General features: G+C 54.5%; 19 protein-coding genes and 2 tRNA genes. 6 read left to right on the plus strand and 15 right to left on the minus strand.

The features are described 5' to 3' along the window. Positions 1 to 87 precede the first annotated feature (87 nt). On the minus strand, positions 88 to 1,119 hold the full coding sequence (locus CSC3H3_RS14050) for an NAD-dependent epimerase (RefSeq protein ID WP_101285222.1): 1,032 nt from the start codon (positions 1,117 to 1,119) through the stop codon (positions 88 to 90). 235 nt (positions 1,120 to 1,354) lie between these two features. On the opposite strand from CSC3H3_RS14050, the gene CSC3H3_RS14055 reads away from it, so the two are divergent. Next, positions 1,355 to 2,368, plus strand: a complete 1,014-nt coding sequence (locus CSC3H3_RS14055; protein ID WP_157831900.1) for a putative metalloprotease CJM1_0395 family protein — start codon at positions 1,355 to 1,357, stop codon at positions 2,366 to 2,368. A gap of 309 nt (positions 2,369 to 2,677) precedes the next feature. Then, a complete protein-coding gene (locus CSC3H3_RS14065) occupies positions 2,678 to 3,331 on the plus strand; it encodes a response regulator (protein WP_101264700.1) in 654 nt (217 codons plus the stop codon). A 122-nt stretch (positions 3,332 to 3,453) separates the two neighbouring features. On the opposite strand, the gene CSC3H3_RS14070 is transcribed toward CSC3H3_RS14065, so the two are convergent. The 7 genes from CSC3H3_RS14070 to CSC3H3_RS14100 all read right to left on the minus strand — a co-directional run bounded on the left by CSC3H3_RS14070 (position 3,454) and on the right by CSC3H3_RS14100 (position 10,490). After that, positions 3,454 to 5,424: a response regulator gene (locus tag CSC3H3_RS14070; RefSeq protein ID WP_101285224.1), complete on the minus strand. Its 1,971-nt coding sequence runs from the start codon at positions 5,422 to 5,424 to the stop codon at positions 3,454 to 3,456. Positions 5,425 to 5,730: 306 nt separating this feature from the next. Continuing rightward, the gene (gene acuI, locus CSC3H3_RS14075) at positions 5,731 to 6,738 is read right to left on the minus strand and encodes an acrylyl-CoA reductase (NADPH) (RefSeq protein WP_101285225.1); all 1,008 of its coding nucleotides are present in this window, start codon (positions 6,736 to 6,738) and stop codon (positions 5,731 to 5,733) included. A 205-nt stretch (positions 6,739 to 6,943) separates the two neighbouring features. Then, positions 6,944 to 7,189 carry a YkvA family protein gene (locus CSC3H3_RS14080; RefSeq protein WP_101285226.1) on the minus strand — a complete coding sequence of 82 codons (246 nt, stop codon included), beginning with the start codon at positions 7,187 to 7,189 and terminating at the stop codon, positions 6,944 to 6,946. A gap of 34 nt (positions 7,190 to 7,223) precedes the next feature. Further along, positions 7,224 to 7,499 carry a hypothetical protein gene (locus CSC3H3_RS14085; protein WP_101264704.1) on the minus strand — a complete coding sequence of 92 codons (276 nt, stop codon included), beginning with the start codon at positions 7,497 to 7,499 and terminating at the stop codon, positions 7,224 to 7,226. 232 nt (positions 7,500 to 7,731) lie between these two features. Next, the gene (locus CSC3H3_RS14090; RefSeq protein ID WP_245881125.1) at positions 7,732 to 8,493 is read right to left on the minus strand and encodes a glycosyltransferase family 2 protein; all 762 of its coding nucleotides are present in this window, start codon (positions 8,491 to 8,493) and stop codon (positions 7,732 to 7,734) included. Between the two features lie 6 nt (positions 8,494 to 8,499). Then, positions 8,500 to 9,453 carry a glycosyltransferase family 9 protein gene (locus CSC3H3_RS14095; protein ID WP_101285227.1) on the minus strand — a complete coding sequence of 318 codons (954 nt, stop codon included), beginning with the start codon at positions 9,451 to 9,453 and terminating at the stop codon, positions 8,500 to 8,502. A gap of 2 nt (positions 9,454 to 9,455) precedes the next feature. Beyond that, a complete protein-coding gene (locus tag CSC3H3_RS14100) occupies positions 9,456 to 10,490 on the minus strand; it encodes a glycosyltransferase (protein ID WP_245881126.1) in 1,035 nt (344 codons plus the stop codon). A gap of 260 nt (positions 10,491 to 10,750) precedes the next feature. Here CSC3H3_RS14100 and ygfZ point away from each other — a divergent pair, with 260 nt between their 5' ends. After that, entirely contained in the window at positions 10,751 to 11,653 is a 903-nt protein-coding gene (gene ygfZ, locus CSC3H3_RS14110) for a CAF17-like 4Fe-4S cluster assembly/insertion protein YgfZ (protein WP_101285230.1), read from the plus strand. A 70-nt stretch (positions 11,654 to 11,723) separates the two neighbouring features. Here the strand turns inward: ygfZ and ppdK are convergent, their stop codons facing one another. The 7 genes from ppdK to CSC3H3_RS14145 form a co-directional block, all read right to left on the minus strand. Further along, on the minus strand, positions 11,724 to 14,411 hold the full coding sequence (gene ppdK, locus CSC3H3_RS14115) for a pyruvate, phosphate dikinase (protein ID WP_101285231.1): 2,688 nt from the start codon (positions 14,409 to 14,411) through the stop codon (positions 11,724 to 11,726). Between the two features lie 47 nt (positions 14,412 to 14,458). Continuing rightward, positions 14,459 to 16,522 (minus strand): glycine--tRNA ligase subunit beta, encoded by a 2,064-nt coding sequence (gene glyS / locus CSC3H3_RS14120; RefSeq protein WP_101285232.1) that lies wholly within the window; start codon positions 16,520 to 16,522, stop codon positions 14,459 to 14,461. 3 nt (positions 16,523 to 16,525) lie between these two features. After that, positions 16,526 to 17,416: a glycine--tRNA ligase subunit alpha gene (locus tag CSC3H3_RS14125; RefSeq protein ID WP_101264713.1), complete on the minus strand. Its 891-nt coding sequence runs from the start codon at positions 17,414 to 17,416 to the stop codon at positions 16,526 to 16,528. A gap of 356 nt (positions 17,417 to 17,772) precedes the next feature. After that, positions 17,773 to 19,461, minus strand: a complete 1,689-nt coding sequence (locus CSC3H3_RS14130; RefSeq protein WP_101285233.1) for a methyl-accepting chemotaxis protein — start codon at positions 19,459 to 19,461, stop codon at positions 17,773 to 17,775. 434 nt (positions 19,462 to 19,895) lie between these two features. After that, entirely contained in the window at positions 19,896 to 20,135 is a 240-nt protein-coding gene (locus tag CSC3H3_RS14135; RefSeq protein WP_101264716.1) for a hypothetical protein, read from the minus strand. An 81-nt stretch (positions 20,136 to 20,216) separates the two neighbouring features. After that, positions 20,217 to 21,029 (minus strand): tRNA1(Val) (adenine(37)-N6)-methyltransferase, encoded by an 813-nt coding sequence (locus CSC3H3_RS14140; protein WP_101285234.1) that lies wholly within the window; start codon positions 21,027 to 21,029, stop codon positions 20,217 to 20,219. Between the two features lie 108 nt (positions 21,030 to 21,137). Next, entirely contained in the window at positions 21,138 to 21,413 is a 276-nt protein-coding gene (locus CSC3H3_RS14145) for a putative signal transducing protein (protein WP_101264718.1), read from the minus strand. Positions 21,414 to 21,651: 238 nt separating this feature from the next. Between CSC3H3_RS14145 and CSC3H3_RS14150 the strand changes: the two genes are divergently transcribed. The 3 genes from CSC3H3_RS14150 (at position 21,652) to CSC3H3_RS14165 (ending at position 23,163) form a co-directional block, all read left to right on the plus strand. Then, positions 21,652 to 22,662, plus strand: a complete 1,011-nt coding sequence (locus CSC3H3_RS14150; RefSeq protein WP_245881127.1) for a polyprenyl synthetase family protein — start codon at positions 21,652 to 21,654, stop codon at positions 22,660 to 22,662. A gap of 89 nt (positions 22,663 to 22,751) precedes the next feature. Then, positions 22,752 to 22,828, plus strand: a tRNA-Pro gene (locus CSC3H3_RS14155). A gap of 258 nt (positions 22,829 to 23,086) precedes the next feature. Then, positions 23,087 to 23,163: transfer RNA gene (locus CSC3H3_RS14165), tRNA-Pro, on the plus strand. Positions 23,164 to 23,426: the final 263 nt, after the last annotated feature.

Below are 23,426 nucleotides of genomic sequence, written 5' to 3' on the forward strand. Positions count from 1 at the left end.
TTTGCTGTCGAAAAACCATCCCCAAAACAAAAAAGGCACGGTTGCAGTCCCTGCAACCGTGCCTTGGCACATTAAAGGCAGATAAAGTTATCCGTAAAACTCGCGATACCAGTCAACAAAATTGCCAATGCCGGTTTCGATAGATGTTTCGGGCTTGAAGCCCACCGCATCAATCAGCGCATCAACATCGGCATAGGTTGCCGGGACGTCACCGGGCTGCATTGGCAGCAGGTTTTTCTGCGCTTTTTGGCCCAGTTTTTCTTCCAGCGTTTCGATCATATGCATCAGTTCGACCGGGCTGTTATTGCCGATATTAAACACCCGATACGGGGCAGAGCTGCTGGCCGGGTCCGGTTTTGCCGGGTTCCAATTCGGGTTGGGCTGGGCAATGGTGGAAATGCAGCGATAAACGCCTTCAACAATATCGTCGATATAGGTGAAATCGCGACGCATTTTGCCTTCGTTAAACACATCAATCGGCCGACCTTCAAGGATAGCCTTGGTAAACAGAAACAGCGCCATGTCTGGGCGGCCCCACGGACCATAAACGGTGAAAAAGCGCAGGCCCGTTGTCGGCAGGCGGTAAAGATGGCTGTAGGTATGCGCCATCAATTCATTGGCCTTTTTCGATGCCGCATACAGGCTGATCGGGTGATCGACATTGTGATGCACGGAAAAGGGCATTTCCGTATTCATGCCATAGACCGAACTGCTCGACGCATAAACCAGATGCTTCACGCCGTTATGGCGGCAGCCTTCAAGAATATTGGTAAAACCCTGCAGGTTGGAATCGATATAGGCATGCGGATTGGTCAGCGAATAACGCACACCCGCCTGTGCAGCAAGGTTCACGACATAAACCGGTTTCTCGGTGGCAAACAGATCGGCAATGCCTTCGCGGTTTTCCAGATCCATACGGACCAGGCGAAAACCCTCGCGCGCTTCAAGGCGCTTTACCCGCGCTTCCTTGAGCGTGACATCATAATAGTCATTAACATTATCAAGGCCGAGCACCGTGTTACCCTGATCGAGCAACTTGTGGCTGAGATGCGATCCGATAAAACCTGCCGCCCCGGTGACAAGCACGGTTTCATTGGCAGGAATAACAAACGAATTCATATGAAATACCCTGTTTTTCGGTCTCGCCACGGCTGATCCGGCCAAAATCCGGCGCTGGTGCCAACGGCAATATGGTCGGGCAATACCTGCCCATCTGGAAAATTGCATTCTGATCTAACAGCGCCCCATGGAAGGTGCAAGCTTTTGGCGCGATCAATGCCAATATGCCCCGCCAAAAGGACGGGCGCGGCATGTGTTCACCGTCACAAGACTTTCGGGCAAAAATGCGCTATGGTTGTATAAGTTCGATTTTACCCTGATAGCAGACAAAGGTTTCCTGGCGATCATGATGGGCGCAGGTGGTGTCGTTACCAACGCACGTGGCGGGCAGTTGGGCATTGTGCTCAATGTTCGTGAAATCGCGCGCACGGCCAACGGCGATATACTGAGCGAATATGAAGCCGTTGAAGTTGGGTCATCGGGCCAGAATGGTGGTTCGGGTGCCTATGGCGGCATCAATGCCGGGCACACCCGCCCTGTTCACGCCAGCACCCTGACAGCCGCACAGGCCCGCGAAGGCGGCATTTCCAACGCCGAATACCAAAAGGCACGCGAAGCGGCCAATCATAATGGTGCAGGCGGCACCAATGATGCCGCCAAAACACTTTCGGAAATGAGCGACGGCGAAAGGGCCGAAGTCGCCCGCCTGCAGGCACGCGATTCCGCGGTCAAACAGGAAGAAAAAGGCCATGCCGCCGCTGCCGGGCAATATGCATCCGCCCCGCAATATCAATATACCATCGGCCCGGATGGCAAGGCCTATGCCATTGGCGGGCATGTCGATGTCAGCATCAATTCACAGGGCGGTTCAGCAGACAATAACCGCTCAGCCCTGGCAGCGTTGCAAAATGCGGCACTGTCGCCCAATGCGCCATCGGGTGCGGACCTGGCGGCCTTCCGCCAGGCGACAATGGCCCTAGGTGCCAGCGCCCAGCAACAAACAGAATCCGGCAGTTCAACCAGCAATACGGCCGATGCGGTGCCGGGTGAAATTTCGCCAACCGGTGAAACCAGCGATGCAGTTGCCAGCACAGTGGAAAGTTCCGGCGGGGCAAATGCCATTTATGATGCCAATGACGCCTTGAATGCCAATCGCCGCCAGCAGGCACTTGATGCCTATGATCAGGCAGCTGGTTCACCTGATCGTGCGCGCGAAGCATTTGAAAACGAATCCCTTTTTGCTGCTATCGCAACAACAAATGCAAATTCGCGCTATGAACGCGGATCATTTTTCAACTCCAACGCGTAACCCCTAAGGGTAAGGGTCGATTCTGGCCCTCAATCTGCGACTTCCCTATACCATTACATTATGCTGATGTTGAAGAAGCTGATTTTCTTTAGGTTTGCGCGCCGCCGTAAGTATACTCTAGCCCATCTCGTACTCTGCATCCGTTTGACAGCGGTCCGGTTTTATTTAATTCTGCGGTCGCACTTGATGAAAGTGCGGCTTGGGAAAATGAACAATATCGCACTGCAAGGCACATTTCCCGGTGTTGCAGTGCCAGATATGTGGATGTAATGAATATCCGCGTATCAAAGAAAGAATATGGCAAATAACATGAACATCCTGCTTGCGGACGACCACGATCTAGTCAGGGATGGCATCACGTCATTTCTGCAAACTGCGGCACCAGATGTCACAGTTGCCCAGGCAAAAGACTTTGCCGAAGCACTGGCAATTGTGAACGGTGAGCAACCTATCGACCTGACCATCCTTGATCTGAACATGCCGGGCATGAACGGCCTTTCCGGGCTGACTGTCATGCGGCAGAAATTCCCCGATGTTCCGGTCGTTATCCTGTCAGGGTCGGTTAAACGCAGCGATGTCTTGAATGCTCTGGAACATGGCGCATCGGGCTATCTGCCCAAAACATTGTCAGGCAAATCCCTGATCAATGCACTGCGACTGGTTCTTTCGGGTGAAAAATACATTCCCTCGGCACTGCTTGAAGATGATGGCGGCACCATTCGCCCCGGCGAAATCGACCTAGAAGGTCTGGAACCCGACAACCCCCTGCGTCAGTTGACCAACCGCGAACGCGAAGTTTTGGCCCTGCTGACCAAAGGTCTGTCGAACAAGGAAATCGCCAAACAGCTTAGCGTGCGTGAAATCACCGTAAAGGTGCATTTGACCGGCATTTTCAAAAAGCTGGGTGCAGCCAACCGTACCCAGGCGGTTAAAATCGCCATGCAGCTTGGCTGGGAAGCCTGATCAGGATTTTCCTGATGCAATAATCCCGATGCAAAAAAGCAGGCCCCAAAACGGCGCCTGCTTTTTTATTGCCCGCAATCAGATCAAACATCTGTCGACCAAACAATTACGCGACAGCAGGTTTAACCGCCGATATCAAGCGCCTGTACCAATTCATCGACAATGGCGTGAAGTTCCTTAAGGTCGAGCGGCTTTGCCATAACCATAACGGGCGCATCGTCACCAGTATCATGGGGCATTTCCGCATCTCCGGGATGGCCCGTCATCACAATAACCGGGATCATCGGGTTGCGTTCGCGCATCTGCCGGATAAGCTGGTTGCCATCCATTTGTGGCATGCGGATATCAGTAATCAGGATGTCGGGTGTGATCACCCCGGCAATGGCAAGGGCATCGGCCCCGTCATTGGCCGCACTGACGGCATAGCCCTGCCCTTCAAGATAGGCCGAAATAATGTCCATGGCGTCGACTTCGTCGTCCACCACCATGATGCGGATGTTGCCCCGCCGCGCGACCTTATCTGGGTCGCTGTGATATCGCTGGCAATAGGCGCCATCAACATCATCAAGCAAAGGTGCTTCGATGGTTTTGCCAATATTGACGGCAGGCAGAATTATTTCAAAACAGGCGCCATCACCTTCGTTGCGGGCTTCAATTTCGCCGCCCATCCCCTCGACAATGCCATAGCTGACAGAAAGGCCGAGCCCGGTGCCCTTCCCCACATCCTTGGTGGTGAAAAAGGGATGAAAAATCAGATCAATCGCATCCTGCGGAATACCACCGCCATTGTCATTTACAGCGATACGCAGCAATTCATTTTCCGCATCCACCGTGGCGGTAACACGAATAAGCCCACCTGTGCTGCCAAAATCTTCGTGGCTCTCCACAATGGCATCGCGCGAATTGGTCAGCATATTGACCAACACCTGTTCAAGCTGCACCAAACGCCCGGAAACCTGGCAAGGGATGGAAGATATCACCACATCCATGGCAATGCCCGCCAGGTGGCAATCGTGTTCCACCATGTTAACAGCGCGTTCCACCGCCTGCATTGGCTCAAACAGTTCAAAATCATCTTCGTCAGGGCGGCTATAAACCCGCAAATGCCGGATGATTTCGGCCATGCGTTCTGTCTGCCCGCTGATCAGTTCCAGTTTTTCGCGCTGAAAGGCCGGCGAAACCATATCCATTTCATATTGCAGCGCGCAGGTATCTGCCGCCATGCGAATAACATTTAACGGCTGGTTCATTTCATGGGCCACCGATGCCGCCATTTCACCCAGGGTCGCCAGCTTGGATGTTTGCACAAGCTGACGTTCGATTTTGCGCTTTTCGGTAACGTCCTCCGCCACAATCAGCATGGCCGGTGCGCCTTCATGGGTAAAGGCCATGGCGGAAACTTCCAGTTCCACCGAAACACCATCGGTACGGCGGCACAAAACCACAAAATCCGCCCGCCCGTTATAGCCCCTTGCATAACGGTCAATATGCTCTTCGGCAATTTCGCGGCTGTCGGGCAATAACAGGTCAAAAATGCTCATACCCGTGACGGTATCGGCATCATCAAAACCCAAAATGCTCAACCCCTGCCGGTTGACATAGGAAATCGTCTCGCCGCTTAAAACGGCAATCAGTTCGGGGGCAAGCTCAACCAGCTTGCGATAGCGTTCCTCGCTTTCCTTCAATGCCTGTTCGGACCGTGACCGTTCAATGGCATAGCGGATCGAGCGGCGGATCATGCGCCCGTCGGGAAATTCCTTGGTCAGGTAATCTTCTGCACCATGTTGAAGGGCATCAAAGGCCAGTTCTTCGTCCTTATGCCCGGTCAGCACCACAATGGGCACCCTGCCATCGGCATCGCGGATGCGGCTGATGGTCTGCACACCGGATGAATCCGGCAATGTCAGGTCCAGCAGCACCACATCAAACCGCTTTTCCGGTGTGGGTGCCGATAACAGCTCCAGCGCACCGGCAAGATTGATGCGGTGTTCGATATCAAAGGTCTCGCCGGCTTCTTCCAGCAAGGTCTGCACCAGAAAGGCATCACCCGGGTTATCTTCGACCAGCAAAATGCGAAAACGGTTTTCGTTCATCTGTCCGACATCCCAAAGCAGCTATGCCATACCGGTAAATCTGCCGGTCAGCCCGTTTTATAAATCTGGCCCAAACCCGAAGGCAGGTCGCCCTATATTGCGAATTTACGAAGCCATCAGCAACCCATACAGGTGGCGAGGTGCCATGAACAACCTGCCATCGCACGGCAAATTGTATCACGGCACATCATTACCTGCGGCAATATTATCGACCCAAGTCATTGAAACCAGACTTTAAATGGGAACGCAATCTTATCCGTCCGACGCGGGTTAAGCCTTATATGCGCCCAAATTCCCGTTTGGTGATTATCCGGCGGCTACATCAATCACCAAGCGGCCACGCACCCCGCCTTTGAGGATTTTTTCGCCATAAGGCAAAACAGCCGATAATGGCACTGTTTCAGTTGCCTCACCCAGACGCTTGGCCGGTAAATCGGTTACCAAACGCTGCCAGGCGCGAACCCGCCTTTCATAGGGGCACAGGACTGAATCTATGCCAATCAACCTTACACCGCGCAGCAGGAACGGAATAACCGTTGCTGGCAAATCTGGCCCGCCAGCAAGGCCACATGCCGCAACCACGCCATGATATTTCATTTCTGCAAGCATATGGGCCAACGTTGTGCTGCCAACACTGTCAATTGCGCCTAACCAGCGTTCACTTAACAACGGGCGATTGGGAGCCTCGGCAAGGGCTGCGCGATCAACAATATCACTGGCCCCCAGATGCTTGAGGTAATCGGCATTTTCGGGCCGCCCGGTCGAGGCGACAACCCGATAACCCAGATGCGACAAAATGGAAATTGCCACCGACCCCACACCACCTGCGGCACCGGTTACCAGTATTTCACCATCTTGATCGGGTGAAACACCCTGTTCTTCCAGCGCCATAACGGCCAGCATCGATGTAAAACCGGCTGTGCCAATTGCCATTGCCTGTTCGGTGCTTAAACCGTCCGGCAGGGGTACCAGCCAATCGGCCTTGACGCGCGCCATTTGGGCATATCCGCCCCAATGGCTTTCACCAACACGCCACCCGGTCAGGATCACCTTGTCCCCAGCCTTGTAGCGCGCATCTGATGAATCAACCACTTCACCGGCAAAATCGACGCCGGGCACATGCGGATATTGCCGCACCAAACGCCCCAGCCCGTTCAGGATCATGCCGTCCTTGTAATTCAGCGTGCTATGGGCCACACGCACCAGCACATCGCCTTCCGGCAGGTCATTGATGGAAAGGTCTTTGAATTCCGGCAAAACTTCCTTGCCGTCTTCCGCCGTATTGAGAACCAGGGCTCGAAACTTCTCGCTCATCCTTACCTCCCGGAAAAACTGTTATCGGCAAAAGGTAGGAAGCAGGGGCGAAGTTTGTCAAATGCCAAGGCCGTCAATTCGACTTCTTGCCTAGGCAGACAGGTCGATAACCTCCGGGTGCGAAATCGGTTCGCTTATATGAACGGGAAGGAAAGATAAAACAGGACGCGAACATGACACTGTGTGCCTGTTTAAAATTGGCACCTCAGTCTTTTTTCATGTCGTCCTGCACGGCTGGCGGCAAGACCCGCCAGGAAAACCAGCCTAATAGGGGCACAATCACCAGATCATCGATCCAGCCCGCGCCAAGCATGAAATCGGGTATCAAATCCACCGGGCTTACCAGATAAACCAGCCCGGCCAGCAACAGGGCTTTGCTTTTTATCGGCACGTCGCGCCGAACAAGCCCCTTGATCAGATTGGGAATAATCGCAAGTCCACGTCGCGCCACGTTCAACCCCGGTTGGTGATGGATCGGTTACCCATCATTTAACCTGAAAATCGGCGGCCACCAGATCTGCCGATGCATTATGCCCGATCGGTGCCTGCGCACGACGCACCACCATCATCTCGCAACCCGAAAGGCAGGCCTGCGTTGAGGTCCGGTGCAGCTTGTCAAAATTATACATCGGCGTCCCGCTGGAATGGGCCATTACCGGGCTGTTCTGCGGATCATGCAAAATGTTGCTTGCGGCAAGCAGTGACAGGGTCGCTGCAAAAACCAAAATGCCGCCCAAGGCGAAATGCTCTACCCACGACATTGTTGTATCCTCCGGACACGTTCTTTAACAAAACATTACCAACTGAACATTTGGGATCGCAAAAGGTTCCCAAACAGATGCGACATATGTTTTATTTTAAAAACAACATGTTGGATCACGATACCGACGCCTAGGGAATCACCCCTTTTTGGATAATTCCAAACTGGAAAACACGAAATACTATACCTGCACCGGCGTTTTTCACGGGATGCGGTCTACAAACACCCCAGTCTCAAATATCGTCGTATTTCGCCTTGATATAGGAGATCAGCGGAAACAGACCTGCAAAGATCGCAATGAGAAGCCCCAACGCTCCCTCCCGATAACCTTTGCGACCGATAAAACACTTAATAAACCGCGAAAAGAACCTGCGAATGTTATTGGCCAGTGTGCCAATATTACCGCTGGCTTTCAGGTCTTTGGCGCGCGCTGTGCTGTAGCTGTCCAGTCGCCGCACCATATCGGAAATATTCCGATCGAGATAATGTGCAACACTGCCTTTCAAAACAGGTCCTTCACGGCCGGACCACGTAATCGAGGGGTGCACACGTTGCATGCCCCACTGTTTTGTCCCCGGTTTCAACAACCTGCAAACAATCGAGGTTCCAAACGAAGCCCCCCAACCATATTTCACCAGCCGCTTACCAATGTAATTATCAATGTAAACTGGGTAACGGTCAAATTCCGGATTGGCAATTATAGCACGAATGGAATGCGCCAGTTCTGCACTCACATGCTCATCGGCATCAATCTCCAAAAGCCAGTCTCCAGATGCTTCCCGTTGTGCCTGATTTCGACGTTCACCTTCAATATCCCAGCGCCCAACAACAACCTTGGCCCCAAAATCACGGGCAATCTGCTCGCTGCTATCGGTACATTTATCACAAAGAATGACAAGCTCGTCAGCAAAACGCAGATGTTCAAGACAAGCAGCAAGCCGTTCTTCTTCGTTATGAACGCACATCACCACTGAAAGTTTTGGTGTCTTGGTCACGTTGTCTTACCCCGTAATCTTCTGCATATGCTGCCCAATGGCCGCTTCAACTTTGCCGACCGACAAACTTGTCATCAAAGTTTTACCGTCAAAGCGGTCTTCACGCGCGTCAATAATCTGACGATAACTCAAATCGGTTCTGACAGGACATCCCAATGGCCCATATGGACCATAATTTTCTTCTTTGGATGGCCCAAAAAGCCCGACAGTAGGCACACCGGCAGCAGCCGCCATATGCATCAGCCCTGAATCATTACCAACATACAAATCAACATGTTTCAGGCACGCAGCAACCGTTAGCAAATGCTCATCGCCAAAAATAGCAGACCGTCTATTCTCAGAAACACGATCGATCACTGGACGGGAAAGATCGTATTCATCTGGCGCGCCCAAAAATAGCACATGCGCACCTTCAAAAGCCCCACCAGCGCAAGTCAAATGGTCAACAAGCTCGGCAAATCGCTCAGCGGGCCATATCTTTCCAAACCAGTTTGCACCTGCACCAATACCCAATATCTTTTTCTCACCAATTGGCAAAATCTCTCTGGCGCGGGCATCGTCCTGTGGTCGCGTCCACAAAATGGGACGCGGCGGCGGGTTTACGCCAATCAACCGGCCAAGCTGTTCAACGCGGTGCATGCTGTCATCATTACCCGAAAGCACAATGCGTTTGCGACCGGGCAGGACATAGGCCGTGGCGCTGCCGCGCAGATCAATAATCACGTCCCACCAGTGCGTTACCACCGATTTCCACAAATTCCACCAATGCCCGCCGCGTTTTTGTTTGGGCATGCGAATGATGCGTTCAAGGTTGGGAACGGCTTCAAAAATTGGCGCGGCAACCGGGCCGCAGGCCACCGTAATGCGCAATTCGGGGCGGGTTTCAACAAAATGGCGCAAAACCGATGTCGATAAAACCGCATCCCCCAGCCGGTTAGACGTAATAAAAAGCAGGCGCACGCTTAAAGTTTCTCCAGATCGGCGGCAACATTAAGCCATTCGCGCCGCCCGTTGCGGGCCGCTTCGGACTGGCCTGCAAAAAAGGCATCATCACCCAGCATTTGCGCCACCAGATTACCATATGCCGCATCATCGGGCACGATATAGCCATTCCGCCCGTTTTCAATGCGGGCTTCGGCAATACCACCAAACGATACCACCGGCGTTCCTGCCGCCAGCGCATCACACAGCCAGGTCCCGGCGTGGTCACCGTTAAAACGGTTGCCGCCATGATGTAAAAACACCCTTGCCTTAGCCATGCGCGCAGCCATGTCCTGCTCGCTTAACGGCATGCAAACGCGCACACCATCTCCTAACGCATCGCGTACCAGGTTAACCAGCACATCGGGCACATTGCTTTCCTGCCCGGCCAGCGCATTGGCAAGGGCAGCCGAATAAATTTCCAAACGGGCATGCGCCGGTTTAACGGCAATTTCCTCGCACCAGATGCGCACAATGTCGGCCAGACCATCATTCCAGCCTGCAACCGTTATTGCCACCGGTTCGCGGTCCGCGACTGCAATATGGTCATTCCCCGCCGCAACAAAGGCCGGGCTGGCCCCCGGTGCGATCAGACGCGGTATAAAACCAAGATCATTATGATACCCGTCACGCTGGCGCGGATCGGTAAAAATGATGCGGGCAAGGCTGGTTAACAGGGCCATGCGGCATTCGTTTTCATCCAGCCGGGCAAGACCGCCATCATACCAAAGCCAGCGTTGCCCATCCTCGGCAACTGGGCGGGCATCAAGCAAAAGCGGATCACGCCATGCCAGAATGCGATCCGGCAACGCATCACCAAAGGCAGGTGCCTCGTCGGCAAGCTGGCCCCAGCGCACGCCATTTCGCGTGATATAGGCGCCATCAAGGCGGCGTGCCAATACCTCGTGCCCGCGCGCGGCAAAGGCTTCGGCCAGCGCGATAAAACCCCGCTGGCGCGCACCAAGCGGCCGGGTGACGATATCTTCAGGTTCAAACCGGATCGAACGGTCTAGCATCAATATTTTCATAGCTGGGTTTTATCGCGTTGTTGGGGGTTAATGAAGGTTTTTCTATCTGCCATAATCATGCCTTGGCATCCCCGGCGCGCCGTACCCGCATCCAGCTTGGAAACACCGTTGCAACCCGCTGCCATGCAATTATCAAAACGCAGTTGCAGATAATGACCATGGCAATCATGGCCTTCGGACCTTGCCAAACCGGGCCGTTTGCCCCACATTTCGCCAACGAATTCCGACATTACGGAGCCACCCTGGAAATGAGCGAAACTTTGTACACCCCCCTGCCCGACCGCGCTGTCATCCGCGTCAGTGGCCCTGATCGCGTCGATTTTCTGCAAGGGCTTGTGTCGAACAATGTCGAAAAAATCAGCCCGGAGCAATCGGGTTATGGTGCCCTGTTAACCCCGCAGGGCAAATTTCTGTATGATTTTTTCATGTATTATCAGGATGAAGACAGCCTGCTGATCGAATGTGAAGGTGGTGATCGGGCCGAAAGCCTGTTTAAAAAGCTGCGCATGTATAAATTGCGCGCCAAGGTCGAGCTGGCAGATGTCAGCAATGACTATGATGTCATTGCTGTTTTTGGTGATCATGCCACATCGGCCCTGTCCCTGCCCGATCAGGCTGGCAGCACGGCCCGCCTTGCAGATGGCATCAAGGCCGTGGACCCGCGCCTGGCAGCCATGGGTTGCCGTGTTTTATTGCCCAAGGGTGAAGAAAGCGCCCTTGCTGGCACAGGTGCCAGCAAAAGTACGATTGACGCCTATCATACCCGGCGTGTGCGCCTTGGCCTGCCCAATGGCAGCGAGGAACTGGAAGTCGACAAAGCTATCCTGCTTGAAAACGGCTTCGAAGAACTGGGCGGCGTTGACTTCAAAAAGGGCTGCTATATGGGCCAGGAACTGACCGCGCGAACCAAATATCGCGGCCTTGTGCGCAAACGCCTGCTGCCCATCGAAATTGATGGACCAGCACCGGAAATCGGCAGCTTCATCATGAATGAAGACCAGGAAGCAGGCACCATCAAAAGCATCCACGGCACAGCCGGTCTTGCCATGATCCGGCTGGAACGGATTGGTGAGGATGCCAAATTACAGGCCGGCGATGCCAGCATCACCGTCCATATCCCGGAATGGGTGCAACTGCCTGCCCGCGATTAAGCCCGGATCATAAACTGGTACTCAAACAAAGAACGGCGGCCATTTCCGGCCGCCGTTCTTATTATATCGGTTATTTACCGCAAAAGGATAAATCCGCCTTGGCAAGGGCCGCCTGTGCTGCCGCCAAACGGGCGATCGGCACGCGATAGGGCGAGCACGATACGTAATCCAGCCCCTGCTGCTCACAGAAAGCAATGGATGCCGGATCACCACCATGTTCACCACAGATACCAAGTTTGATATCGCTGCGCGTTGCACGGCCACGTTCGGCAGCAAGGCCGATCAGCTCGCCAACACCTTCCTGATCAAGCGATACAAACGGGTCGCCAGCAAAAATATCCTTGGCGATGTAGGTATCAAGGAAGCGTGATGCATCGTCACGCGACAGGCCAAAGGTGGTCTGCGTCAGGTCGTTGGTGCCAAAGCTGAAAAACTCGGCTTCCTCGGCAATGTCACCCGCACGCAAGGCCGCACGCGGCAGTTCGATCATGGTGCCGACCAGATAGGTCAGTTTCGCCGATTGTTCGGTTTCCACTTCACCCGCCACCTTGATGATCGCGGCTTTCAGGATTTCGAGTTCCTTTTTACCGACCACCAGCGGGATCATGATTTCCGGAATGACAGGATCGCCTCCATCCTTTGAAACCTCGATGGCGGCTTCAAAAATGGCGCGGGCCTGCATTTCATAAATTTCCGGATAGCTGATCCCCAGACGGCACCCACGATGCCCCAGCATCGGGTTTGCTTCGGCCAGATCCAGCAGACGGCGGCGAACAATGCTTTCCGAAACATCGGCAGCCTTGGCAACTTCGGCAATTTCGTTGTCGCCATGCGGCAGAAATTCGTGAAGCGGCGGATCAAGCAGACGGATCGTAACGGGCAGCCCGTTCATGATGCGGAACAGGTCAATAAAGTCCTGACGCTGATAGGGCAGCAGTTTGGCAAGCGCACTGCGGCGGCCTGCTTCGGTTTCAGCCAAAATCATTTCACGCATGGAAATGATACGTGCCGGATCAAAGAACATATGTTCCGTACGGCACAGGCCAATCCCTTCGGCCCCGAAACCACGGGCGGTTTCTGCATCTTCCGGGGTTTCGGCATTGGTGCGGACTTTCAGGCGGCGCACATCATCGGCCCATTCCATCAACTGCGAAAAATCGCCCGACAGATCAGGTTTCAAGGTCGCAACTTCGCCCAGCATCACTTCGCCCGTGCCACCATCAATGGTGATCACGTCGCCTTCTTTCAGCATCACGCCGCCAGCATTCATCGTGCCGCCGCGATAATCGATCTTGATGGCACCGGCACCACACACACAGGGCTTGCCCATGCCACGCGCCACAACGGCGGCGTGGCTGGTCATGCCACCACGCGCGGTCAAAATGCCTTCGGCGGCATGCATACCGGCAATATCTTCGGGGCTGGTTTCAATACGCACCAGCACCACCTTGCGGCCCTTGTTATGGGCCCAGTCTTCAGCCGTTTCCGCCGAAAACACCAGCTGGCCCGATGCAGCACCGGGTGATGCGGGCAGGCCCATACCAATCACCTGTTTTTCGGCATCGGGGTCCAGGGTCGGGTGCAAAAGCTGGTCAAGCTGGGCAGGATCAACACGTTTCAGTGCATCTTCGCGGTTGATCACACCATCCTGGCACATCTCAACGGCAATGCGCAGGGCCGCCTTGGCGGTACGTTTGCCCGAACGGGTTTGCAGCATGTAAAGGTGGTTGGCCTCCACGGTGAATTCCATGTCCTGCATGTCGCGATAATGGGATTCAAGCTTGTCGCGCACGGCAACCAGTTCGGCAAACACCGCAGGCATGGCTTCTTCCATCGACAGCAGGTCCGAACCACTTTCTTCGCGTTCAATTTTCGTCAACGGCGCCGGGGTGCGGATACCCGCAACCACGTCTTCGCCCTGGGCATTGATCAGATATTCGCCGTAAAAACGGTTTTCCCCGGTCGAGGGATTACGCGAGAAGCAAACGCCCGTTGCGCAATCATCGCCCATATTGCCAAATACCATGGCCTGAACGTTAACCGCCGTGCCCCAGCTTGCCGGAATGTTGTGAAGGCGGCGATAGGTATTCGCCCGTGCATTCATCCAGCTGCCAAATACCGCACCAATCGCGCCCCAAAGCTGTTCGCGCGGGTCCTGCGGGAAGGGACGGCCCAGTTCTTCGGCGACCTTGGCTTTGAAACCTTCGACAATGGCCTGCCAATCATCGGCGGACATTTCGGTATCAAGGACATAGCCCTTGTCTTCCTTATGGATTTCAAGGATTTCCTCGAAATTGTAATGGTCAACGCCCAGAACAACGTCACCATACATCTGAATGAAACGACGGTAGCTGTCATACGCAAAACGGCGATCCCCAGAGACCGCCGCCAAACCTTCAACCGTATCGTCATTCAGGCCCAAATTCAGAACCGTGTCCATCATGCCCGGCATCGAGGCACGCGCGCCAGAGCGCACGGAAACCAGCAAAGGATTGGCGGCATCACCAAATTGGCGCCCGACCAGATTTTCCACTGCCTTGAGAGCCGCTTCGACGTCATCATTCAGATCGGCCGGATAGTTACGGTCGTTTTCATAAAACGCCGTGCAGACCTCGGTCGTGATGGTAAAACCTGGTGGAACCGGAAGCCCGAGATTGGACATTTCGGCAAGGTTTGCCCCCTTGCCACCCAACAGTTCGCGCATATCGGAACGTCCTTCGGCGCTACCGCCGCCGAAGCCGTACACCCATTTGGTCATCTTGCCTTTTCCTCATCTGGCGTTGGTGTTTCTATCCGCAGCCTTATTCACGATTCGATCTTTGAAAAATCGGCAATATCATGCATTGCCGTACGGATCTGGGCGAGAAGCTTCAAACGGTTGGCCCGTTCATCGGCATTGTCGCTATTGACCGTTACTTTTTCAAAGAATGCGTCGACCGGTCCGCGCAATTCTGCAAAACCAGCCATCGCCGCGGCATAATCCTCGGCCCGAAGCAGGGGCAAAGCCTTATGCCGGACGTCGATGAGCGCCTCGTACAAACGGCGTTCCTCGTCCTGGGACAGAAGCGCGACATCCACTGTCGCGTCATAGGACGTGTCGTCCTTTTTCTCTTCGATCCGCAAAATGTTGGAAGCCCGTTTGTAGCCAGCCATAAGATTGACGCCGCTTTCGCCCGATACAAAATCGGCAAGCGCATCAACCCGGGCCAGCAGGCGTACAAGATCGTCCTCGCCATCCAGTGCAAACACAGCAGACACCAGATCATGGCGGACGCCCTGTTCACGCAGATGAACTTTCAAACGGTCAGCAAAGAAGGCAAGAAGTTCTTCGACTGCCGCATCCCGGCGGATGGACGCCGGGTATTGGGACACCGCATAGGCAAACAGACGCCGCAGCGGCAAACGCAGGCCGTTTTCCAGCACCAGGCGAATAACGCCCAATGCTGCACGACGCAGCGCAAACGGGTCTTTCGACCCGGTGGGTTTTTCATCAATGGCAAAGAAACCCGCAAGGGTATCAAGTTTCTCGGCCAGGGCCACAGCGACCGAAACCGGGGCTGTCGGGCAGGTGTCCGACGGGCCAGCCGGGGCATAATGCTCGGCAATGGCCTGGGCGACTTCGGGTTTTTCGCCGTCATTTTCGGCGTAATATTTGCCCATCAGGCCCTGAAGTTCGGTGAATTCAAACACCATGTTTGAAACCAGGTCCGCCTTGGCAATTTCTGCCGCGCGGTCTGCCAGTTTCACATCACAGCCCGGAATGGCCGATGAAACTTCGCGAGCCAGGCCGCGCATGCGCAATACGCGTTCGGCAACCGTGCCCAGTTTCGCATGGAACACAATGGTTTCAAGCTTCGGCAGGCGCGTTTCAAGGGTAACCTTGCGGTCCTGATCCCAGAAGAATTTGGCATCATGCAGGCGGGCGCGCAAAACACGTTCATTCCCGGCAATGATCTGGGCGTTACCGTCCATCGTGATCATGTTGGAAATGGTAATGAAGCGTGCCGCCAGCTTGCCGCTGGCATCTTCAAGAACGAAATATTTCTGGTGTTCGCGCATCGAGGTTTCCAGAACTTCGCGCGGCACATCCATAAAATGGTCGTCAATTTTGCCCATCACCGGGACCGGCCATTCAACCAGCCCGCAAACTTCATCAAGCAGGCCCTGGTCATCAACCAGTTTCAAACCGGCATCATCGGCAATTTTGCGGCAACCATCGGCGATAACGCGTTTGCGTTCTTCGCGATCCAGCATCACCTTGGCAAAATTCAGCTTTGCCTTGTATTCCGACGCGTTTTTAACGCTAAACGGGGCCGGTGCCAGGAAACGGTGGCCACTGGTAATGTTACCTGCCGTAACAACACCATAGCTGACCGGCACCACATTGCCATCAAACAGGCACAGGATACGGTCAAGCTGGCGCACCCAGCGCACCTTATGATCAGCCCAGCGCATGGATTTCGGCCAGGGCAGCTTGTTCATCGCATCTTCAATGATGTCTTTAAGCACGACCGAGGCCGCACGCCCCTTCTGTTCGACAATCGCAAACAGGAACACGCCTTTGGGCGTTTCACGCTTTTCGCACTGTTCCAGCGTCACGCCATTGCCGGTCAAAAAGCCGTTAATCGCCTTTTCCGGGGCATCGGCACGCGGGCCGCGGCGTTCTTCGCGCAGGTCCGGCTGCTTTTCGGGCAGGTCTTCAATAATCAGGGTCAGGCGGCGCGGGGTTACCAGGCTTTCAACCTTGCCAAATGAAAGGTCGGCAGCCTTCAGGCCATCCGTTACCAGCTTTTCAAGGTCGGCACTGGCACGCGCCTGCATACGGGCCGGGATTTCTTCGGAAAAAAGTTCAAGCAGCAGTTCGGCCATGTCTTATGCCTCCTCTTTCAGATGTCCACGCGAACGAAGCCACGCTTCGCAGCAGGATTTGGACATCTCGCGCACACGACCGATATAAGCGGCACGTTCGGTAACGGAAATAACACCGCGCGCATCGAGAAGATTAAAGATATGGCTGGCCTTCATGGCCTGCTCATAAGCCGGAAGGGCAAGACCGCGTTCAATATTCACCGCACATTCTGCCTGCGCATCCTTGAAATGGCGGAACAGCATTTCGGTGTTGGCGACCTCGAAATTATAGGTCGACTGTTCCTTTTCGTTTTGCAGGAACACATCGCCATAGGAAACGCCATTGCCGTTATAATCCAGGTCGTAAACGTTTTCGACACCCTGAATATACATCGCCAGGCGTTCCAGGCCGTAGGTCAGCTCGACCGGGACCGGGTCACATTCAAAACCACCAACCTGCTGGAAATAGGTAAACTGGGTGACTTCCATGCCATCCAGCCACACTTCCCAGCCCAGGCCCCAGGCGCCCAAAGTCGGGCTTTCCCAGTCATCCTCGACAAAGCGGATATCATGCGCCATCGGGTCAATGCCCAGATGCGCAAGCGACCCCAGATACAGGTCCTGCGCATTGGCAGGCGACGGCTTCATCAATACCTGGAACTGGTAATAATGCTGCAGACGGTTGGGGTTTTCACCATAACGGCCATCGGTTGGGCGGCGCGAAGGCTGCACATAGGCGGCATTCCAGCTTTCCGGGCCCAGCGCGCGCAGGGTGGTTGCGGTATGAAACGTACCGGCGCCAACTTCAAGGTCATAAGGCTGAAGGATGACACATCCCTGATCAGCCCAATAGCTTTGCAGTCGAAGAATGATTTCCTGAAACGAAGGAGGACGTTGCGACCCGTCGAGCGCCATTGCGCGTACTCTCTGATCAAATGGTGAAACAAATTTTAAAACTGCGGCAAGCTAACGTCACACCCCATTGCGGTCAAGAAGGCAAAACCGCTTAGACCGGCCAATTCGCGACATCAAACCCTGATGTTTTTACTCTAGCCGATGGACATAACGCCCAGGTGCCCGATTTTTGCGACGATTGCATGCATTTCACGCAACCTTTCGCCCTGCTTTTTCCCCTCCGTTCCAATCATCGGGAATGTCCATGCTGACCAAGCAAAAAGGCAAAATTATTGCAATCGCGAATTCGCACTGCAAAAAATCAGGGCCGGACCACAAATCATCATGGTCCGGCCCGGCGGATTCCTGGCCAGGAATCAGGCTGCTTTCACATTTTCCAGAAACGCCCGCACGATAGCGCGCATTTTTTCGGCTTCGCGTGACAGTTCCGAAGAGGCATCCAACACATCGCGTGCCACCCCGCCCGTACCCTGCACGGCCGTTGTCACGTCAAAGATGTTGGCATTCACATTTTGCGTGCCGCGCGATGCCTGCTCGACATTGCGGGCAATCTCGCCGGTTGCCGCCTGCTGTTCTTCTATGGCAGCGGCAATATTGCTGGCGATCGAGTTTACCCGCTCGATTGTTTCGACAATATCGGCAATTGCGGTAACGGCCTCGTCGGTGGCACTACGCGTTGCGGCAATCTGCTCGCCAATATCGGCAGTTGCCCGTGCTGTCTGGTTGGCAAGGTTTTTAACCTCGCTTGCCACCACGGCAAAGCCCTTGCCCGCCTCGCCTGCGCGGGCGGCTTCAATGGTTGCGTTCAGTGCCAGAAGGTTGGTCTGGCTGGCAATATCATTGATCAGGCTGACAACTTCACCAATCTTGACGGCCGATTGCTGCAAATTACCCACAACACGCCCGGTGCGCCCGGCCTGGTCCACTGCTTCTTTGGAAACAGCAGCAGCCTGCGATACGTCATTGGCAATCTGACTAATGGAAGCCGAAAGTTCCTCGGCTGCCGATGCCACGGTTTGTACGTTACCGGTTGCCTGGGTTGCCGCCGATGCCACTGTCGATGCCTGGTGCGATGCCTTTTCCGACTGGGTCGTAAGGGCCTGGGCATTTGCCTGCAATTCGGTTGCGGCCGATGCCACTGCGTTGATGGTCAAGCCGGCATTGCGGTCGAAATCAGCGGTCAGGGCATCAATCCGCGCGGTACGGGCAACACGTTCCTTGTTACGCTGTTCTTCGGTATGGGCAAGGCGGGCAGCTTCGACCATGTTATCGCGAAACACAACAACGGCAGCGGCCATTTCGCCAATTTCATCTTCGCGCTGGGCACCGGGGATCTCGACGGATTTTTCACCGCCTGCCAGCCGCGACATCGTTTTGGTCATGGCAATGATCGGGGCGGCAATGCTGCGCGACAAAATCATCGAAAAACCAATCGTCAGCAACGATACCAGCACCGCAACGCCAATCATCAGCAGGCGCGACCAGGTATAATCCTCGTCCCCGCGCTCGGATGCGGCATTACCGCCATCCTGGTTCATCTTCACCAGTTGCTGAAGAATGCCGCGCACTTCGACCACAAGCTGCTCACCCTTACCCAGCATCATGTCGCGCGCGCAGTCATCCTGGTTGCTTTTTGAAAGCACGGCAATCTGCTGCCAGACCGTTTCATATTGCGAAATCAGGTCATTTGCCTTCTGCCACAGGGCCAGTTCTTCTTTTGATGAAATCAGCTTTTCGTAGATATCGGCCTGAACGCGCGCCGCCTCGTTCTGACGTGCGATCTTGGCTTCATATTCCGCCATTTTTTCGGGAACGTTGGACAGAACATGTGCCAACTGGAAAATCCGCACACGGTTGATGCTGTCGTTGATATCATTAATTGCCTTGATGCTGGGCAACCAGTTCTCGGCAATTTCCGTCGATGAACTGTTAATAGCCTGCATCTTCATAACTGCAAAAACACTGGTGAAAATGTTCAGCAGCAGCATCACCCCGAAAGCCACCATCAGCTTGCGGGAAATCTTCAAGCGGGTCAGAAATTCCATTTAGATTACCTTAAAAGACACGATGCCAGCGCCATTGGACGCGGCGCAGCCCCTATCAAAGGCAATCGATACAAATCACATATGTTTTCGAGTGATTTCGGGCACAAACGGCCAAATTTCCCGCGAGCCAGTACGTTGATCGGTTATCGATGTCCTCGCTAAATTCACATCATCAGGCTTTGCCCATGCAGTGGACAAAACCTTCAGGTGGCGACATTGGAACATCGAAAATCGTATTCAAGACCACACCGCCACATTTTTGCTGCGATGCGTAATAATGCCGATAATGTCAGGTAAACTGCGCATCTTGGCGTGGTCGCGGCAAAATCTGGGCCGGAGCACAGGTCAGCACGACAGGATCACCGCGCAGAAAATAACGCAGGGCATCCATCGGCATCACCTCGACAAAAATGGTTCAGGCAAACAGCGCCAGATCAGCTTTCGCAGCGATGCGAAAGTCCTTCGGCATGGTAAACGCCGCAATGGGGGCATTTTTCCATATCCTGGGTTGCGGGCTGACGGGCATTTTCCGGGTTGCGCGATTTATTGCGAGCATTGCCACGCACCGTATCACGACCATTCTGGTTGGCACCTTTGCGCCCCATAAACCGCGATGCCTGCCATACCACCACAATAACAAGGGCTGTAAACAGGATTTGTGACAGACTGAGCATGGACGTCCCCGGAATGCATTTTCGCACAAACGGGTCATGCCGCCTGGCGTTCTGGCAGTGTTATAATCAATTAATTCCGGTTTAGAAACCGGGCAGTTGGGCTGGCTTGCGCAGCAGGCTATCAATTTCGGGCAAATACTGCCCGGCTTCATCATGAAGAACCAGCCCGCGACGCATTTTAAGCGGCGATGAAACCCCTTTACGCGCCGATACAATCACACGCAAGGGTGCATCCGCGCTGGCCTTGCTCCAGATCGGATAAACCGTCATATCCCCGGCCCGGCCATATAAAAGGCCAATAATCCGGTCCAGATGATCCGCCCGGTGCACAAGGGTTACACGCCCCTTTTGACGCACCATTTTCAAACAGAAACCAATCCACGCGGCAAGGTCGGCGCTGCCTTCCTGGTGCGCGGTTGCGCGGCTTTCATTGCTTGATCGCGTCCCGCCCGCATAATAGGGCGGATTGGAAATAACCTGGTCAAAGCTTTCGGCCACCAACGGCAATTGCCGGTCATTGATATCGCCATGAAGGGCGCGCACCCGGCCAACAAAACCGTTTTCAACGATATTGCGGCAAAACAGGGCATACAGGTCATCCTGCAATTCAACACCCGTGACGATGGCATCATCGATCCGGCGCGCCACACATAACCCGGCAGACCCAACTGCCGCGCCCACATCCAGAATTTTCTGGTCCCGCCGCCCGCCGACCTGAACGGACGCCGCCAGTAACACCGCATCCACCGCCGCACGATAACCATCGACCGGCTGTTTTAGCGTTACCGCACCGCCCTGCAAAAAATCGTGGCTGATCCGCGCCTCGGGAAAGGGCGGCACAACAAAGGCATCGGTCTGATTGGCAGACAGGATTTCGGCATCACTTTGGGTCATAACTGGGGCATCGGACTGTCAGAAAAGATTTCACCGGACAACAAAGACAACAAACACGCAACGCAGAATGACATCCATGTTAAAAAATTTCCGCGCATAACCCGCCTGTTACCCCGGCAGGTCGTCATTGCCAATCCCTTCATCGTCAAAACCCGATGTGGCAACAGCATCACGCCCGAGATCCCGCCGGGCAATTTCCAAAACATAACGCGCCCGGCTTTCATCATCCGGTGTGACCATCAAACGTCGCGGTAATGCGCCAATTGAACCATCCAGAATGGATGCATGATAGTCAAAAATCAGGCTTTCAATTCCCTCGTCAGCCAGAATGGACTGCACCCAGCTCAGCTCAACCGGATCATTGCTGCGGATCAGTTCGATCATATCAGACGGGTTCTCCCTGAAAGTTCATGCATCTGGGACCAAAGTCATACCATAGCATATTATTGTTCAATGCGGCAGAAAGCGGTATTGATTTGTCCACTTGACCGTCAACACCCGGCGTCATTATGTTGGGCAACGGTTGGGGGCCATCTTTTTGGCGGCCCCTGGCCACATTATGAAACCAGCGTTGCCTGCCCCGGTTTGCGGGTGTGACGCACGAATTGTTTCGGAAAAGAGCGTGAATAACACTGCAACGCAGCACACCATACAGCCCAGTCTGGATTCCCTGATCAGCCTTGTTGACGCCGATATGAAACGGGTCAACCAGGTTATTATCGACAACATGCACAGCGATGTTGCGCTTATCCCGCAATTGGCAAGCCACCTGGTTGCTGCGGGTGGCAAGCGCATGCGCCCGATGCTGACCCTCGCCTCCGCGCGCCTGTGCGGATACGAAGAAGGTGACTCAGCTGTCAATATGGCTGCCTGTGTCGAATTCATCCATACCGCGACGCTGCTTCACGACGATGTCGTTGATGAAAGCATGCTTCGGCGCGGACAGGAATCCGCCAATGCGCTGTTTGGCAACGAAGCCAGCGTTCTGGTCGGCGATTTCCTTTTTGCCCGGTCCTTCGTGCTGATGGTCAAAAACGGCTCGCTGAAGGTTCTTGATATTCTGGCACGAGCATCGGCCGTTATTGCCGAAGGCGAAGTCATGCAGCTTTCAACAGCAAATGACATGGCAACGACCGAACAGGCCTATCTTGATGTCATCATGGCGAAAACCGCAGCCCTGTTTGGCGCGGCATCGCATATTGGTGCCGTGATTGCCGCCCGCCCCGAAGACGAAGAAATCGCCCTGCGCGATTATGGCCTGCATCTGGGCACCGCGTTTCAGCTTATCGACGATGTGCTGGATTATTCGGCCCATCAGGCCACCCTTGGCAAAACCGTTGGCGACGACTTCCGCGATGGCAAGGTTACCCTGCCCGTTATCATCGCCTATGCCCAGGGTGACGAGGACGAAAAGGCCTTCTGGCGCCGCTGCATGGAAGACCAGGATTTCCAGGATGGCGATCTTGAACATGCCCAGGGCCTGATCCGCAAGCATAACACCCTGGAAGCCACCATGAATCGCGCCCGCGAATATGGCCAGCTTGCCATTGATGACCTGGCCGGTTTTGCCGATGGCCCGATCAAGGATGCCATGATCGAAGCCGTCGAATTCTGCATTTCCCGGCCCTATTAAGGGTTGCACAACATCCTGCCACGGGATGTTGTTAAAAAAATTCCTTGCGCGCCGGTTCAATACCGATTAATACCCGGCTCGCAGAATGACGGAGCGTAGCTCAGCCTGGTAGAGCACTGTCTTCGGGAGGCAGGGGTCGGAGGTTCGAATCCTCTCGCTCCGACCATCATTCAAAGGCCCTGAAATGCTTTGGCGTTTCAGGGCCTTTTGCATTTCATTCCCTCCTGGTCACTTCCCCGCTTGTCCTTTCCCGGATCGGGTTATCACGGGCTTCCTGCCTGCACCGGCAGCCATCATAAAACCGCAAACATCCTCAAATGGCGGCCCGTTCAACCGTTTGAACAAATCGATAAAAAATGCCCGAACCAACCGCAATTATACTTGAACTGACAGACCAGACAGGATAGACAATCGCCGACACTGACGGAGCGTAGCTCAGCCTGGTAGAGCACTGTCTTCGGGAGGCAGGGGTCGGAGGTTCGAATCCTCTCGCTCCGACCATCAGTTCGAAACCCCGGCGCCTGAAACATGGCGACGGGGTTTCTTTTTGTCTGCGGCATATACAGCAACAGGATCATCGGGCTGCATTACAGCCCTCCCCCTTCTTTCACCACATTACCGCGCCCAGCCCGCCATGCTCCGCGCAGCAACGGGCAACCGGCCAAAACAACCGCCGGGCCAAGCCCCACAGCCCAAAAGAAAACGCACCAGACGGCAGAAACCGGCTGGTGCGCATCAATCATGGCGCCCTAAAGGGCAGAAGG

Origin of the sequence: Thalassospira marina (assembly GCF_002844375.1) — a bacterium.
Classification (GTDB): domain Bacteria; phylum Pseudomonadota; class Alphaproteobacteria; order Rhodospirillales; family Thalassospiraceae; genus Thalassospira; species Thalassospira marina.